The 16,103-nt window shown below is 39.2% G+C and carries 18 protein-coding genes and 3 pseudogenes; 14 read left to right on the forward strand and 7 right to left on the reverse strand.

What is annotated here, in order from left to right; translation table 11 throughout:
* The 5 genes from FTV25_RS14910 to FTV25_RS14930 all read left to right on the forward strand — a co-directional run.
* The coding region (locus tag FTV25_RS14910) for a DinB family protein (RefSeq protein WP_306669831.1) at positions 1–118 on the forward strand (118 nt) is incomplete at its 5' end.
* 52 nt (positions 119–170) lie between these two features.
* Positions 171–635, forward strand: a complete 465-nt coding sequence (locus FTV25_RS14915) for an SMI1/KNR4 family protein (RefSeq protein ID WP_076753373.1) — start codon at positions 171–173, stop codon at positions 633–635.
* A 127-nt stretch (positions 636–762) separates the two neighbouring features.
* The gene (locus FTV25_RS14920) at positions 763–1,011 is read left to right on the forward strand and encodes a type II toxin-antitoxin system RelE/ParE family toxin (RefSeq protein WP_180004257.1); all 249 of its coding nucleotides are present in this window, start codon (positions 763–765) and stop codon (positions 1,009–1,011) included.
* A gap of 49 nt (positions 1,012–1,060) precedes the next feature.
* Positions 1,061–1,351, forward strand: coding sequence for an addiction module antidote protein (locus FTV25_RS14925; RefSeq protein WP_180004255.1), 291 nt, complete (start codon positions 1,061–1,063; stop codon positions 1,349–1,351).
* Between the two features lie 96 nt (positions 1,352–1,447).
* Positions 1,448–1,714: a hypothetical protein gene (locus FTV25_RS14930; protein WP_100535607.1), complete on the forward strand. Its 267-nt coding sequence runs from the start codon at positions 1,448–1,450 to the stop codon at positions 1,712–1,714.
* Between the two features lie 63 nt (positions 1,715–1,777).
* Here the strand turns inward: FTV25_RS14930 and FTV25_RS14935 are convergent, their stop codons facing one another.
* The 3 genes from FTV25_RS14935 to FTV25_RS14945 form a co-directional block, all read right to left on the reverse strand.
* On the reverse strand, positions 1,778–2,314 hold the full coding sequence (locus FTV25_RS14935) for a porin family protein (RefSeq protein WP_100535606.1): 537 nt from the start codon (positions 2,312–2,314) through the stop codon (positions 1,778–1,780).
* A gap of 650 nt (positions 2,315–2,964) precedes the next feature.
* Complete coding sequence (nadS, locus tag FTV25_RS14940) at positions 2,965–3,237, reverse strand: NadS family protein (protein WP_004896911.1); 273 nt, start codon at positions 3,235–3,237, stop codon at positions 2,965–2,967.
* On the reverse strand, positions 3,230–3,550 hold the full coding sequence (locus tag FTV25_RS14945; RefSeq protein WP_000897309.1) for a type II toxin-antitoxin system RelE/ParE family toxin: 321 nt from the start codon (positions 3,548–3,550) through the stop codon (positions 3,230–3,232). Before FTV25_RS14945 ends, nadS begins: the two co-directional genes overlap by 8 nt.
* 269 nt (positions 3,551–3,819) lie before the next feature.
* Here FTV25_RS14945 and FTV25_RS14950 point away from each other — a divergent pair, with 269 nt between their 5' ends.
* The gene (locus tag FTV25_RS14950; RefSeq protein ID WP_180004253.1) at positions 3,820–4,524 is read left to right on the forward strand and encodes an IS6-like element IS1007 family transposase; all 705 of its coding nucleotides are present in this window, start codon (positions 3,820–3,822) and stop codon (positions 4,522–4,524) included.
* 134 nt (positions 4,525–4,658) lie between these two features.
* Here FTV25_RS14950 and FTV25_RS14955 read toward each other — a convergent pair whose 3' ends face one another.
* Positions 4,659–4,988 (reverse strand): four-helix bundle copper-binding protein, encoded by a 330-nt coding sequence (locus FTV25_RS14955; RefSeq protein WP_026055492.1) that lies wholly within the window; start codon positions 4,986–4,988, stop codon positions 4,659–4,661.
* 201 nt (positions 4,989–5,189) lie between these two features.
* Between FTV25_RS14955 and FTV25_RS14960 the strand changes: the two are divergent.
* A pseudogene (locus FTV25_RS14960) lies at positions 5,190–5,732 on the forward strand (IS6-like element IS1008 family transposase); the annotation flags it as partial.
* On the opposite strand, the pseudogene FTV25_RS14965 reads toward FTV25_RS14960, so the two are convergent.
* The 3 genes and pseudogenes from FTV25_RS14965 to FTV25_RS14975 form a co-directional block, all read right to left on the reverse strand.
* Positions 5,727–6,251 (reverse strand): annotated as a pseudogene (locus FTV25_RS14965) (FeoB small GTPase domain-containing protein); the annotation flags it as partial. The pseudogenes FTV25_RS14960 and FTV25_RS14965 overlap by 6 nt on opposite strands.
* Positions 6,241–6,501 (reverse strand): FeoA family protein, encoded by a 261-nt coding sequence (locus FTV25_RS14970; RefSeq protein WP_004665962.1) that lies wholly within the window; start codon positions 6,499–6,501, stop codon positions 6,241–6,243. The pseudogene FTV25_RS14965 and the gene FTV25_RS14970, both read right to left, overlap by 11 nt.
* A gap of 11 nt (positions 6,502–6,512) precedes the next feature.
* Positions 6,513–7,793: a cation transporter gene (locus FTV25_RS14975; RefSeq protein WP_004910216.1), complete on the reverse strand. Its 1,281-nt coding sequence runs from the start codon at positions 7,791–7,793 to the stop codon at positions 6,513–6,515.
* Positions 7,794–7,883: 90 nt separating this feature from the next.
* Here FTV25_RS14975 and cadR point away from each other — a divergent pair, with 90 nt between their 5' ends.
* From cadR to FTV25_RS15010, 7 genes and pseudogenes are all read left to right on the forward strand, one after another.
* Entirely contained in the window at positions 7,884–8,276 is a 393-nt protein-coding gene (gene cadR, locus FTV25_RS14980; protein ID WP_004281856.1) for a Cd(II)/Pb(II)-responsive transcriptional regulator, read from the forward strand.
* 142 nt (positions 8,277–8,418) lie between these two features.
* Positions 8,419–8,829 (forward strand): hypothetical protein, encoded by a 411-nt coding sequence (locus FTV25_RS14985; protein ID WP_025465702.1) that lies wholly within the window; start codon positions 8,419–8,421, stop codon positions 8,827–8,829.
* A gap of 48 nt (positions 8,830–8,877) precedes the next feature.
* Positions 8,878–10,245 carry a TolC family protein gene (locus FTV25_RS14990; protein WP_180004251.1) on the forward strand — a complete coding sequence of 456 codons (1,368 nt, stop codon included), beginning with the start codon at positions 8,878–8,880 and terminating at the stop codon, positions 10,243–10,245.
* 1 nt (position 10,246) lies between these two features.
* Positions 10,247–11,482 carry an efflux RND transporter periplasmic adaptor subunit gene (locus tag FTV25_RS14995; protein WP_005180694.1) on the forward strand — a complete coding sequence of 412 codons (1,236 nt, stop codon included), beginning with the start codon at positions 10,247–10,249 and terminating at the stop codon, positions 11,480–11,482.
* Entirely contained in the window at positions 11,472–14,630 is a 3,159-nt protein-coding gene (locus FTV25_RS15000) for an efflux RND transporter permease subunit (RefSeq protein ID WP_016165560.1), read from the forward strand. Before FTV25_RS14995 ends, FTV25_RS15000 begins: the two co-directional genes overlap by 11 nt.
* An 85-nt stretch (positions 14,631–14,715) precedes the next feature.
* The gene (locus tag FTV25_RS15005) at positions 14,716–15,615 is read left to right on the forward strand and encodes a cation diffusion facilitator family transporter (RefSeq protein ID WP_026444404.1); all 900 of its coding nucleotides are present in this window, start codon (positions 14,716–14,718) and stop codon (positions 15,613–15,615) included.
* A gap of 157 nt (positions 15,616–15,772) precedes the next feature.
* Positions 15,773–16,103: pseudogene (locus FTV25_RS15010) on the forward strand (IS6-like element IS1006 family transposase); the annotation flags it as partial.

Here is a 16,103-nt window from a genome sequence, read left to right on the forward strand (position 1 = left end):
TTTTAATCATGGGACTCATCACAGAGGACAAATCACAGCAGCTCTAACGTCAATGGGATATCTTTGCCCTGAGATCGACTTAGTCTACATGCTAATTGAAGAAAATCAGCCTACTTAACATAATGGCGGTTATACGAAATTTCGTTATTCCTAGCAGGTAAAACAATCATATGCCTTATCAGAACTTAAATATTATGTATGACTTCGGACCAATCGACGTAAAGGTCATAGAGATTTTTGAGCAAGATAATAAAATTAATTTTCCTTTAAGTTATAAAAAGCTGATTGCTTCCCACAATGGGGTGCAATTTATTGAGAATAGCTTTGAATATTCTGATTCTAACAATGAAGTTGGAGAATCTAGCATAGCCTTTTGTTGTTTTGGACAAGGGGTAGGAGGTGATCATATTGAAAACTGTCAAGATCAGGATATATATGGCCATGATAAGATAGTCGTCTTTGGACTAAATGGTTGTGGTGACTATATCGGATTTGACTACAGATCTGACGTTAATAATCCGAAAGTAGTTCTTATGTACCATGATCAATATATCAAGGATCAACATGGACAGCCTAAATTAGAATTGATAGAAGTATGTGATAGTTTTGATAATTTTTTGAACTTACTAAGATAGCTTAAATTATTAGCCTGAGACTATATTTAACATAAAATCTCTTATACGAAATTAATGGATGTTCGTATAGATTACTTGCATATTGTATTCGATCGAATACAATATAGTGAGAAGAGAAGGAATCCTCATGATTGAAATTAAACGTCTGCCAGAATTTGATGAATGGTTGGATGGCATTAAAGACAATATAACCCGTATCCGTCTGAATCGTCGATTAGATAAGGTTCAACGTGGAAACTGGGGAGACATTAAACCTCTCCAAGATGGTGTTTGGGAAATGAGAGAATTCTTCGGTTCTGGATGGAGGATGTATTACATCCAACATGGTGACGTTGTGATTGTAATGCTTGGTGGTGGAGATAAATCAACTCAATAACAAGACATCGATCGTGCAGTCAAACTATCGAAAACGTTGGAGGATTAAAATGGTTAAAGTAGCTGATTTACCAAGTTTTGATATGGCTGAGTCACTCAAAACTGAAGAAGACATTGTGATGTATCTCAATATAGTTCTTGAAGAGAATGATCCAGCTGAATTAGCTCATGCACTTGGTGTTATTGCTAAAGCTCGTGGCATGACTCAAATCGCTAAAGAAGCAGGAATTGGGCGTGAGGCACTCTACAAAGCCCTACGTCATGATTCAGCACCACGTTTTGATACGATTAATCGTGTAGTGAATGCTTTAGGCTTAAAACTCACAGTACAACACGCCTAAAACTTTAAAAAATATAGTAAAAATGGGAGCTAAAGGCTCCCATTTTTAGATTCGTATAACGTGTATTATGTTAATTTTAGGAAAATTAAAGAATTTATGGAAAATGAAAGTCTAGAATCGATAATTGAAAAGCTAATAGCATTATTTGAAGAATTTGATTTAAAAAATTGGGAAAAAGCATATTCTGATATGCTCTTATGTCTTAAAGAGGATCCAGAATATGCTAAGTATCAATTGCGCATTAATTTTGGAGGAATGGGGTCATTTAATGATCTCATCTTGCATCGTGATGGAGTTCCTCTTATTGAAGAAAATGATTATTTAAATGAATTAAGAAAACAATTGTATGCCTATTTAACATAATGGCTGTTATACAAATTTCCAAAAAAAAGCGAGAATTTTCTCCTCGCTTTTTTACTCAACAAATTAGAAGTTATATTTTAATTGAGCATTTACACCATTAAAGCCATCAAATGCATTAACGTGTGTGTAAGCTACTTCTGCAGCCAAGTTTGGAGTGAAGTTATAGCCAGCTCCAGCTTGAATGATTAAACCTGAATCATCTTCGCTAGCTGAAACTGTATAACCTTGATAAGTAGCATCTACATCGAGGTCAACACGTGCATAACCTGCCATACCTTTAGCATAGAAATTATTTGCTAAAGGATATTTAGCTGTTAAGCCAATACCATAGTATTGAACATCGGCGTCAGTTCTTACACCAAATTCTTCTAAATCGCCATCGAACTCGATGTCATTTACAGATTTATTCCAGAATACTTCAGCACCAACATATTCATTAAATTGCAAACCACCATTCAGGCCTAGAAAATGTACATCAACATCATCGTTATTTAAAAATGTATAGCCAGCGCCTACATATGGCTGAATTGTTGTACTACCAGCATTTGCTGTAGTTGCTGCAATAGCCCCAAGAAGTGATACTAAAAGCAGTTTTTTCATTGTATATCTCATGAATATTGAAGTTATATAAAAACCCATAAATCATTGATTTAAAGGATTTGCATATATTGGAAATATAAATAAAAATTTGCAATAAAATTATACTAATTAGTAAGATATTTTTTGATTAATTGATTAATAAACAATCTTTTCTATTATTTCTAGAAATTTTCTATTTAACATAATGGGCGTTATACGAAATGCATTTTTAAAAGCCATTATTTATCAAATACTTAAACTTAAAAACACAAAATCAAAAAGATCAAAAAACGCACGATTTAACAACTCGTGTGTTTTTTAAGCAAATCTGTAATGTTTAGCCAATAGAATCGACTAAAAAACGCTCAATTTTGGCATTTTTGCCCGGTTATCAAGATTCCAGGATATGAAATTATCCCCAATTTCTGCGGATAAACCTGGGACAGTTTTTAGCCGGTCTTGTACGCATATGCTCACAACAATTCCGGTCCTTTGCGGCTGTCCAGGTACCTGAAATTTTTCTATGATGGATTCATCAGGAACAGGATGTTCTACACAATAATAAGAACAACGATACGCACAAGGACTGTAAGGTACGACAGGAGTTATACCGAGCGAACCCATACGAAAAACCCCGGCAGGATGCCGGGGTTTTTTATTTTCTAGACTTCTTAAATCAGAGTTGGGTGTGCATCCAAGATACGAATTAAAGTCGCTGCAGGGCCAGTCGGATAGCGACGGCCTTGTTCCCAGTTTTGTAGAGTTCTGGCACTGATATGCAAACGTGCAGCAAATTCAGCTTGGGTTAAGCCTGTTTTCTCACGTACTTCCTTAATATCCGGCAATTCAAGCTCAGTCACTCGGCTTGCTTTCATTTCATTGCGTTTGATAGCACCAGCTTCTTTGATTGAAGCAACTAGGTCATCAAATAAGTTGTTATCCATGAAATTGCTCCTTCACTAATTGACGCAAAATAGAGGTCTCTTTGTCTGTCAGGTTATCTTTCACAGACTTTGGATAAGCTACCAGGAAAAAGATCTGATCATCTTCTGTGACCCAATAGTAGATCACACGGATACCGCCACTTTTACCTTTATTACCTTGAGCACAGCGTACTTTACGAATGCCACCGCCATTCTTGATTAAGTCACCTTTATCAGGCTGTACCAAGAGATCTTGCTGGAGCTGACGATACTCTTCATCACTTACAAGCTCTTTGATTTGCTTGGTAAAAATACTGGTTTCAATGAATAGCATAGGTTTAAGTACGTCAATGGCGTATAAGAATTTTAGCAGTTTTAGAGCGAAAAAACGAGAGCTATAGGCTCATGTTTCGCATAATCAGTATTATGTTAATTTTAGGGAAATTAAAGAGTAGAAATGAACTTAAATCTAAATAATAAAAAATTTGTAAATGCTAAAAATACATCTAATGGAGAAGTATCTCACGAGACTGTTTTTAAGGCACTGTTGCAAATAGGCTGACATGATAAACTAAATATCTTATTTATTTCGAGATACAGCAGATGAATCCCTTCCACGGTCGGCACTTTCAAGGTGAAATCATTCTTTGGGCTGTTCGTTGGTATTGTAAATATGGCATCAGCTATCATGAACTTCAGGAAATGCTCGCTGAACGTGGAGTGAATGTTGATCACACCACAATTTATCGCTGGGTTCAGCGTTATGCTCCAGAAATGGAAAAACGTTTACGTTGGTATTGGCGTAATCCTACAGATCGACATTTATGGCATATGGATGAAACTTACGTAAAAGTGAATGGCAAATGGGCATATCTATACCGTGCAGTTGACCAACGTGGCCATACTCTTGATTTCTATCTTTCTGCTAGACGAAATACCCATTCAGCTTATTGTTTTCTTGGTAAAATTTTGAATCATGTCAAAAAATGGCAGATTCCACGAGTCATAAACACTGATAAGGCTCATACCTATGGCCGTGCTTTGTCGCGACTAAAACAGGAAGGAAAGTGTCCTGAAGACCTGGAGCATCGACAGATTAAATACAAGAATAACGTGATTGAATGTGATCATGGCAAGCTCAAACGGATCATCAAGGCTACGTTGGGATTCAAGTCTATGAAAACGGCTTATGCCACAATTAAAGGAATTGAGGTTATGCGTGCTCTACGCAAAGGACAAGCTTCATTATTTTATAACGGTAATATTCTAGGAGAAGTTTGGCTAGTAAATAGAGTTTTCGGTCTCTAAGCTTTTTTGAAGGGAAAATCATCGACTCAGATCCCTATTTGCAACAGTGCCGTTGTTAGTGGTTTGACCCACTAACAACTAACACGTTGGCTATTCATTGAGTAAATCCTAAACTCAACTAATTCTTTTATTTATCAGACAACCATTTTTCGACATTCGACGGCACATTCACGGCAAGCATCAGCACATTGCTGGCAGTGTTGATGCTCATGTTGGCTACATTCATCTGCACAGTATTCACAAGCCTTGGCACAAAGCTCACAAATTTCTTTCATAAAAGGAGATTCATTTTGCTGCATACGAGCACAGAGCTGACAAATATCTGCACAATCTAGACAACGCTGAATACATTCTCGCATCATCTCCAGATTTTCTTCTTTTAGACAGGCATTTGCACAACTGGCACAGGTAAGGTAACAGCTCATACATGCCTTTGCGCAATCTGAAAATTGGATATCGTTCATCATACTTACCTAAAGTCACTTGATTTAGGAATAAGCTAATCAAAAAAAAAGATATACACTAGGACGATTAGGTAAGGGAAAGTAAAATAGTCATAGATTTTGTTAAATGGTTTTAGATGCTGGCTTTGAGTGATTTAGGGCACTGTTGCAAATAGGCTGACATGATAAGCTAAATATCTTATTTATTTCGAGATACAGCAGATGAATCCCTTCCATGGTCGGCACTTTCAAGGTGAAATCATTCTTTGGGCTGTTCGTTGGTATTGTAAATATGGCATCAGCTATCGTGAACTTCAAGAAATGCTCGCTGAACGGGGTGTGAATGTTGACCACACCACAATTTATCGTTGGGTTCAGCGTTATGCTCCAGAAATGGAAAAACGCTTACGCTGGTATTGGCGTAATCCTACAGATTTACATTCATGGCATATGGATGAGACTTATATCAAAGTGAAGGGGCGATGGACTTACCTGTATCGTGCAGTTGATCAACGTGGTCATACGATTGACTTTTACCTTTCCGCTAGACGGAACAGTAAATCAGCCTATTGTTTTTTAGGAAAAATCTTCAATACGGTGAAAAAATGGCAAATTCCACGGGTCATCAATACAGATAAAGCAGCGACCTATGGCCATGCTTTATCACGGTTAAAGCGAGAAGGAAAATGTCCAGTAGATATTGAGCACAGGCAGATTAAGTATAAAAATAATGTCATTGAATGTGATCATGGTAAGTTAAAAAGGAGTAATAAAAAGATTTTTTTGATCTAATTGATTAATTAAATCTTGAATTCCTTTTGTTTTAACTGCGACAGCTTCAACTACAGGGATACCTAACAGTTGAGACAGTTTATCCTTATCAATGGAAATACCACGCTTTTTGACCTCATCCATCATATTTAATACAAGAATCATAGGGCGATTTAGAGCACGAACTTCGAGAACCAAGCTCAAATGTAAGCTTAAATTTGTGGCATCTACAACGCATATAAAAATATCGGGTAGAATTTCACCTTTTAGCTCGCCCAAACAAACTGCCCTGGTGACTTCTTCATCTAAACTACTAGGTTTTAAACTGTAAGTTCCGGGTAAGTCCAATACTCGTATTGCATCACCAGAAGGTAATTTAAAAGAACCTTCTTTTCTTTCTACGGTAACCCCAGCATAGTTGGCAACTTTTTGTCGCGTACCAGTAAGCGTATTAAATAAAGAGGTTTTTCCGCAATTTGGATTACCGACTAATGCAATGTTCTTAATCTTCATTGGATACTAACTCTACAAAAATTCTTTCAGCTTCATTCTTTCTTAATGCGAATCTTGAAGTTTCAATTTGAACTAAAACAGGATCTCCGCCAAAAACACCTTTAGCGAGTACTTGTAGAGTTTCACCCTCTCTAAAACCTAATAGTTGGAGCCGTTCCAATACGGGATCAGTGGTATGACTGTATTGATTACCTTTTTTGAGATCTCTAATTTTGACGATCTGATTTTGTTTAACTTGAAATAGATTCATTTTCGATACTCTTACTTCAAAGCCAAAATCTTTCGAGCACCATTAAGCACGAATAAAGAAACCAGGATGCCAATGATTAAGTCTGGGTAAGCTGATCCCGTCCACGCCACGAGTACACCGGCAAATATAACGCCCATATTTACCACAACGTCATTCGCCGAGAAAATCCAACTGGCTTTCATATGTGCGCCATCTTCTCGATGACCAGAAATAAGATATAAGCATGTCACGTTAGCTATAAGTGCGAGCAGGCCAATAACAATCATGAGCGTTGATTCTGGCTCGCTTCCAAACATGAATCGTCTAATGACATCAATAATCACGATGACAGCAAGTAATAACTGAATCCAACCTGCGAAATGGGCTGCTTTCACTTGATATTTCGCAGCTTTTCCGACGGCATATAGCGCAATACCATAAACGGCTGCATCGGCAAACATATCTAGAGAATCAGCAATCAATCCTGTAGACGCAGCAATAATTCCGCTGATGAATTCTATAAAGAACAGTAGAGCATTAATGCCTAATAACAGTTTAAGTACTTTAGCTTGTCTCACAGGATCAGGTTCATTAGGTATATCGCCTGTAGAAAGCTGTGTTTCATCAAGTTTCGCCCCAAAACCCAGTCCTTCAAGTTTGGCCGTAATTTGCTGACTCCCTTCATTATGGAAGACTTTCAGTTTTCGATTGGGAAGATCAAAAGTAAGACCTTTAACTGCTTCAATATCTGCAAGAGCCATACGGACCATTTGCTCTTCAGCAGAGCAATCCATTTTAGGAATGGTATAGGTACTTGTTTGCTTAGCCTGTTGATTGCTTATATAAGTTTCAGTCTTCACAAGCTTTGCACCAAAACCCAAAGCTTCAAGTTTGGTAGTTATATTTTCATCTTTTTGATTATGTAGAACCTTTAAAGACCGGTTAGGTAAATCAAAGATGAGTTTTTGAACACCATCAATTGAAGATAGCGCCATACGAACCATCTGTTCTTCCGCAGAACAATCCATTTTGGGAACTAAGTATTCACTCATGTAGTGCGAATCTTTTAAAACGTTTTCAGTGCTTAAATTTTCTTTGGGATCAGAACCACAACAGGATTGAGCGGTATCTTCACAACTGTTTGAAGTGTTACAGCAAGGAGATGAAGATTTTTCTTCTTCCTCTTCACCACAACAGCTAGGCGTATTATCACAATTCTTTGAATTGCTTGCTTCTGCAATTGATGGATGATTTTCTTGTTGAGATTTCTTATCTTCGCATGGTGTTTCTTTACTACATCCACAGCCACTCATAGTTATACCCATTAAAAAAATTTATAAACTTTGAATATTAGAATCCCTATAGTTACTATAGAGTCAAGATTTTTTGGAAATACCAACTCAATGCATTTAAAAATTGGTGAACTCTCTAAAAAAACCTCATGTTCAGTATTAACAATTAGGTTTTATGAAAAGGAAGGTTTAATTCCGGAACCCGAAAGAACGGAAGGAAATTACCGCCTTTACGATATAGGCTATGTTGAGCGAATTAAGTTTATTTTGAATTGCCGAACTTTAAATATGAGTTTGAATGAAATTCGTCAATTACTCACCTATAAAGATAATCCCAAGAAAAATTGTTCAGATGTGAATGAATTAATTGACTTACATGTCAGTGCTATCAGAGAAAATATAATCAAGCAACAAAAGCTTATTGAACAATTATCTGATTTAAGAGGTACTTGTGATGGCTTATGTACAATTGACCAATGTGGAGTTCTAAAAAATCTAGCTTGATTATCTAGACCTATGCTTTTTTCAAAAATTCTGTATATCTTTACTTAAGGCTGCAAAAAGTTTAAGGTTACTCAAATTCTGTGATCAGATCTTTGATAGATCTGGACAGCTTCTTATTGGTGTTTTAAATACAGATTTGTGTATGAAGAGAAAAACATTTCTAATCCAGATATTGGTACTCTTATTCACATTCCAGAATATTTGGAGTGTGGCAGAGGCTGCGTGTCTGCATGAAATGCCAAACATACCCAATTCAATACTCTCTAATCCAATCGATTTAGACGAAAAGAGTGATAGTCCTAGTCAAGCACTTTATTCCTTAGAAAACTATAAAGAAATCTATGACTATTGTCAGAAGGTTTGTTTTAACGAAAAGTGCAGTCATTTCTCAAATACAATCGTGATTCAGATTGACCCACCCGATGATCTGAAGCTTAAAACTCATTTTGAGACAGTCCTTACACCATCTTATTTGGGAAGAACTTTTTATAAATCCCCTTATCTGAATCAATTAACACCCCCTCCTGATTTGCCCCTACTATTGGTGGGGTAGTCTTATAAAAGCCCACCACTCCTAATCTCATTATGTGTGGGGCATTTCATGTCAAAAAACAAATTATATCAGGATACTTCTATCCTGAATTTATCCTGGTCAGCATTCCGTACAGGTGTCTTGCTATCAGCAATGATCAGCTTGAGTACTTCTGTAGTCGCCAGTCCTCAAGATTTAACGCTGCGACAAGCCATTGAGCAGGTCAACCAGTATCAAGCGTCCCAAAATTTCTGGGAAACGCAAAACAGCATTAATGCCACGAATCTTCAGCAAAGTAAGCTGTTTAAAAATCCTGAACTGTCAGTTGAACAAACGGGATTTGGTTCAAATAATGAAAAAGAGCTTACCATTGGCATATCACAACCCTTGGATATTTTTGGTGAGCGAAAAGCAAACCAAAAATTAGCCAGTCTCTCTACAGATAAAACAGCACTGAAGCAGAAGATTTATCAAGCGCAAATTGAGCTTGCAGTGAAATATGTATGGTCACAACTGGCCATTGCCGAACTTGAAAGAAACATTGTCAATGAACAACTTCGGGTGAGCGAAGAAAACCTTAAAGCGATCGAGAAGCGCTTTAATGCAGGCAGTATTGCCCAAGTAGATGTAAATCGCGCACGTTTAAGCCATGCTGAAAATATCCGTCTTTTTAGACAGGCAGACTTACAGGTACAAGTGGCCACCCAACAATTATCAAATTTATGGGGAACCTCTGATAAGTCATTGAAGGTAAACCTCTCTTCGCAAAAGCTTTGGCCAAAATCGACTCATGGGCAGGTTCAAGAATATTTAGCGGATAACTACATTGAGAAATATCGGATTTTACAGGTGTTAGAGTCTCAAGCAACGGTTGATCAGCTGAAAGCAAAGTCACGTCCTAATCCTACTTTAAACCTGGGCGTTAACCGCACCCAATCCTTGGATAACTCAACACAAAATCAACTGGTGGTTGGAGTCAGTGTACCGCTCAATATTTTCGATCGTCAGCAAAATGGCATAAAAATCGCGCAAGAAAAAATGAACTTATTAGAGCGTCAGAAAGACTTTTATCTAAAGCAAAATGCGCTGCAAATAGGCACGATCTTAACCGAGTTGCAGGGTTTAGAGCTTCAATTCAAAGTCGTTGACGAGACTCAAATTCCTTTGGCGACTCAAGTTCAAAGTAAAACTTTACAAGGTTTTCTGGCAGGAAAGTTTGCTTTAACCGATGTTCAGCAAGCCACGCTTCAATTACAAGACATCCGTCTACGTAAAGTCCAGTTGTTACGGGAGGGCTGGCAAAAGGCCATCGAAGCAGAAAGTTTAAGCTTAGGCATTAGCCCAAGTGAAGTCATGTCGAAAGATGCTATTGCACAAATCAATCAAAATTTATGGCAAGACATACAGGCCATGCCTGTCATTGGTGGGGGAAATTAACATGTTCGATCTTAAAAACAGCTTAAAAAAACAGAGCGGAAAAATCTCTCAACCCCTACTGATTAGTTTGGTCATCGGCGCTACCGTACTCCTCAGTATTTTCTTGATCTTAACGGGTAAGAATAAATCTGAAACATCAGATGAACATGCCGAGGAAGAAGGGGGAGAAGAACATGGTGGTGAAACCGAAGAGCATGCAGAAGGTGTGAGCCTGACTGCCAAGCAACTGGTGGAACAGGGCATACAATTATCAGCGGTCGATCAAGGCCCGGTGGTTAAATTAAGTTCTTATCCTGCCAAACTGAATGTGAATACTGACCAGCAAGCGCACGTCTCACCGAGTTTTAGTGGTCATGTAGAAAATGTCTATGTAGAACTCGGTCAAAAAGTTCAGAAAGGACAGCCTTTGGCTGCGTTGCTTGTTCCTGATCTAGTTGATCAGCAGGCCAATCTTAAAATTGAACAAACCAACCTTGAACTGGCGAAACAAGACTATGATCGTGAGCGTCAGCTTTGGTCACAGGGCATTTCAGCAAAACAGGACTATCAACGTGCTTATAACAGCTATAAACGGGCACAAATTCAGGTTCAAGCGGCCCAATCACGTTTAAGTGCATTTGGTGCAGTGAATGCCAGTAACGGACGCTATATTTTGAAAGCTCCCATTTCTGGCGTGATCAGTAAAAAGGATTTGGTTCTCGGGGAAAATGTTCAGTTAGCCGATCAACTCTTTACGATAGACCGGTTAGATCAACTCTGGCTTGAGTTTATTGTTCCAAATTCTGAAATTATGGGCTTAGCCCCGAATCAAAAGATCGAATTTAAATCCTTGCAAACGGAAAAGGTCTATCAGGCTGTTATTCAGACTTTAAATACTGAAGCGGATATTCAAACAGGCCGTCTTCAGGTGCGAGCAAAAGTTGAATCGAATGCAACCGAATTACGTCCAAACTTGATGGTAAACGTACAGTTGCAACAACGCAGTGAAAGTACCGCATTACGGGTACTTAAGTCCGCAGTTCAGAATGTCGATGGAAAAGATGTGGTTTTTGTCGCCATTCAGCATGGACAGAAAGTTGAATTCAGTCCGCAACCGGTGAAATTAGGGCAATCGTCTGGGGATAGCCAGTGGATTGAAGTGGTAAATGGGCTTAATCAGGGACAAAAATATGCAGCTCAAGGCAGTTTCTTACTGAAATCTGAGATGGAAAAAGGAGAGGCTTCACATGAGCACTAAAAGCCCTCACATTCCAGACCACGAATCGGTAAAACCTGAAGGGCTGTTTGATCGGCTGATCCAGTTTTCTATCCATAACGCCATTTGGATTATGCTGTTTATTGCAGCCTGGATTGCTATTGGTATTTATAGTTATCAAAAGTTACCGATTGATGCTGTACCGGATATTACCAATACTCAGGTGCAGATTAACACTTCAGCCAATGGCTTTACGGCTTTGGAAATGGAACAGCGGATTACCTATCCCATTGAGAATGCCATGTCAGGCATGCCGAAAATGGAACAAACCCGTTCGATTTCACGCTACGGCTTATCGCAAGTGACCATCATTTTTGAAGATGGCACGGATATTTACTGGGCCAGACAGCTTATCAACCAGCGCTTGCAAGAAGCAATGGGAGAAATGCCTGAAGATGTGCAACCTAACATGTCGCCTATTTCGACAGGTTTAGGTGAAATCTATCAATGGGTGATTAAAGCCGAACCAAATGCTAAAAAGCCGGATGGAACCCCTTATTCGGCGATGGATTTACGTGAAATTCAGGATTGGATTGTAAGACCGCAATTACAGCGCGTAAAAGGCGTTGCTGAGATCAACAGTATCGGTGGCTTTAATAAAACCTATGTGGTTGCCCCTGATCTGAACCGATTGCAACAATTGCAAATTCCTTTGTCTGATTTACAAACTGCCTTAACAGAGAATAATGAAAACCGTGGTGCTGGCTATATTGAGAAAAATGGACAACAGCTAACGGTTCGTGTTCCCGGCACTTTAAACACGATTGAAGATATCCAGAACATCAGTATTGCCAATAAAAACGGCTATCCGATTCGGGTGGCAGATGTCGCCAATGTCTCAATTGGTCATGACTTAAGAACAGGGGCTGCAACCTATAATGGTGAAGAAACTGTATTGGGTATTGCCATGATGATGATGGGAGAAAATAGCCGTACCGTTGCTCAAGCCATTGATGAAAAGGTGCAATCGATCCAGCAATCGCTACCTAAAGGTGTGGTGATTGAGACTGTGTATGACCGTACGCATTTGGTTGATCGGGCGATCAAAACCGTTCAGAAAAATTTGATTGAGGGTGCAATCCTCGTCATTGTTATTTTATTTCTCTTTCTAGGTAATTTCCGTGCTGCGCTGATCACGGCTTGCGTTATTCCACTGTCAATGCTGTTTACCTTGACGGGAATGGCAGAGCAGAAGATTAGTGCAAATCTGATGAGTTTAGGGGCACTGGACTTCGGTATTATTATTGATGGTGCAGTGGTTATTGTAGAAAACTGTATCCGTCGGCTAGCAGAAGCTCAGAAGCTGAAAGGTGGTTTACTTAGCCGTTCTGAAAGATTTAAAGAAGTCTTCTTGGCTGCAAAACAGGCGCGTCGTCCTCTGATTTTTGGACAGTTAATTATTTTGGTGGTTTATCTACCTATCTTTACCCTGACGGGTGTAGAAGCCAAACTTTTCCATCCTATGGCAATGACTGTTGTACTGGCTTTAATTGGGGCCATGATTTTATCTGTCACTTTTGTGCCAGCCGCAGTTGCCCTATTTGTCACTGGAGAAGTCAAGGAAACCGAAAGTCGCTGGATGCATTGGCTTAAAACCAAATATGAACTGCTTTTAGATAAAGCCTATGAGCTTCGTTTATTTGTGACTATTGTGGCTGCCTGTATTTTAGTGCTTACGGGCGTGCTAGCCACTCAAACAGGTAGCGAGTTTGCACCTCAACTGGGTGAAGGTGATTTTGCTGTTCAGCAAATGCGTTCCCCAAGTACAGGGTTAGAACAGTCACTGAGAATGCAGGAAAATACTGAAAAGTTACTGTTGAAAGAATTTCCTGAAATTAAAGCGATCTTTGCCCGTACCGGTACAGCAGAAGTGGCCACAGATGTTATGCCACCCAACATTTCAGATGGCGTGGTACTGTTAAAACCTCATGATGAATGGCCTGATCCAAAACAAACGATTGATGAGCTTCGCCAAAGAATGATTACTTTCTTAGCGACATTGCCGGGAAATAACAGTGAGTTCTCGCAACCCATTGAACTGCGCTTTAACGAGTTAATTTCAGGGGTGCGAAGTGATGTGGGTGTCAAATTATTTGGTGATGACATGGAGATTCTAAATCGCGAAGCGAATAAAATTTCTCAAAAAATTAACTCAATTTCAGGCGCGACAGCCGTTAATGTAGAACAGACCAGTGGCTTACCCTTGTTGAATGTAGAGGTGGATAAGTCCAGAGCTGCACAATATGGCTTGTCGGTAAGAGCAATTCAGGATCTGGTAGCTACAAGTGTCGGTGGCCAGAATGTTGGAACAATTTTACAGGGAGACAAGCGTTTTGATTTTGTCATCCGTCTAGATGAATCCCAGCGTAGTCCTGAACAGTTAGCGGTACTTCCTATTCAATTGCCGAATGGTGGTTTAGTCCAACTGCAAGATGTGGCACGCGTTGAAAATATCCTGGGTATTAATCAGGTCAGCCGTGAAAATGGTAAACGTCGAGTGGTTATTACTGCAAATGTAGAAGGACGTGATTTAGGCTCATTCGTAACAGAGCTTCAGAGCACGTTATCCAAACAGGAATTACCAAGCGGTTATTGGATAGATTATGGCGGTCAATTTCAAAATCTGATGTCTGCAAAAGCGCGTATGCAATTGGTGGTTCCGCTCGCATTGTTGACGATCTTTATTTTATTGATGGCTGTATTCCATAATATCAAAGAAAGCTTACTGGTCTTTAGTGGTGTACCGTTTGCCTTATGTGGAGGCTTAATCGCGTTGTGGTTGCGTGACATTCCATTATCCATGTCAGCAGGGGTTGGCTTCATTGCACTATCGGGGGTGGCTGTACTGAATGGCTTAGTCATGCTTACCTTTATCAAAGAGTTGCGACAACAATATGACCTTTATTATGCAACGTGGCAGGGTGCAATTTTGCGTCTTAGACCTGTGCTGATGACAGCTTGTGTGGCGTCCCTTGGGTTTGTCCCGATGGCTTTGGCAACCGGAACTGGGGCAGAAGTACAGAGACCTTTAGCAACAGTGGTTATTGGAGGAATTATCTCCTCTACCCTGCTTACATTGGTTTTATTGCCCGTACTGTACCGCTGGATGAATGAAAAGAAAGCTTCTTAATCCATTAGATTAAGCAATTTTTAGCAGAGATATTGAGCCTGTCTCAAGTATCTCTGCTAATCATGGATTGAATAAGGAAAATTTTATGTCAGAACATCATGATCATAGCCATGCGGTTGTTACTGAAGGAAATAGTAAGAAATTAATGTTTGCTTTGGGTTTAACGACTACTTTTTTAATAGTAGAAGTTGTCGCTGCTTTTATTACCCAAAGTTTAGCATTACTGTCTGATGCCGCTCACATGTTTACTGATGTAGCCGCATTAGCTATTGCTCTTGCTGCTATCAAAATTGGTAAAAAAGCCGCAGATGATAAAAGAACTTTTGGCTATCAGCGATTCGAAATTTTAGCGGCTCTGTTTAATGCAGTGATGCTTTTTGTAGTGGCGATATATATCGTCTATGAAGCTTACCAACGTTTTACGAATCCTGCTGAAATTCAAAGTATTGGAATGATGATTGTCGCAGTCATTGGTTTGGTCATAAATTTGATTTCAATGAAAATCCTTTCTGCGAGTGCTGAAGGAAGTCTAAATGTGAAAGGCGCATATTTAGAAGTTCTTAGTGATGCACTGGGATCGATAGGCGTGATTATCGGAGGAGTGGTCATTTATTTTACCCAGTGGATGTGGGTAGATACCTTAATCGCTGTGTTAATTGGCTTCTGGGTCTTACCTCGAACTTGGGTTTTATTAAAACAAAGTATCCATATTTTGCTTGAAGGGGTTCCTGATGAGATTGATATTGAGTCGTTAAGAAATGATTTATTGATGCTAGAGGGTGTTGAAGGGATTCATCAGTTGAAAGTCTGGGCTATATCTTCAAAAAACATTCATTTAACTGCTCATTTAGTTGCTCCTAATAGCAATCCAGATCAGCTCTATCAAAAGGCCTTAGACGTTCTAAAACATAATCATAGTATTACTGAAATTACGTTACAAATAGAAAGTACGGAATGTAATACATTGGAACAGCATAAACATTAAAGTGCTGCTCTTTCTACATAATGGACAGATGACTAGGCTGATAAACCTTACCATTTTCCTGTATTACACTTCTATTTATCACACGCACTTTAAACGGCACTGTTGCAAATAACCACGAATGGTAAGCTGAAGACTGTTTTAGCTAAAGGTGCAGCATATGAATCCTTTCCATGGTCGGCATTTTCAGGGCGAAATCATTCTTTGGGCTGTGCGCTGGTATTGTAAATATGGCATTAGCTATCGTGAACTGCAGGAAATGCTGGCCGAACGGGGTGTGAATGTTGATCACACGACTATTTACCGTTGGGTTCAACGTTATGCTCCTGAAATAGAAAAACGTTTACGCTGGTATTGGCGTAATCCTACAGATCTGAGCTCGTGGCATATTGATGAAACCTATGTAAAAGTGAATGGACGATGGTCTTATCTGTATCGTGCAGTCGATCAACGTGGCGATACCATTGATTTTTATCTTTCTTCTAGACGTA

Source organism: Acinetobacter sp. YH12249, assembly GCF_013417475.1.
GTDB lineage: Bacteria > Pseudomonadota > Gammaproteobacteria > Pseudomonadales > Moraxellaceae > Acinetobacter.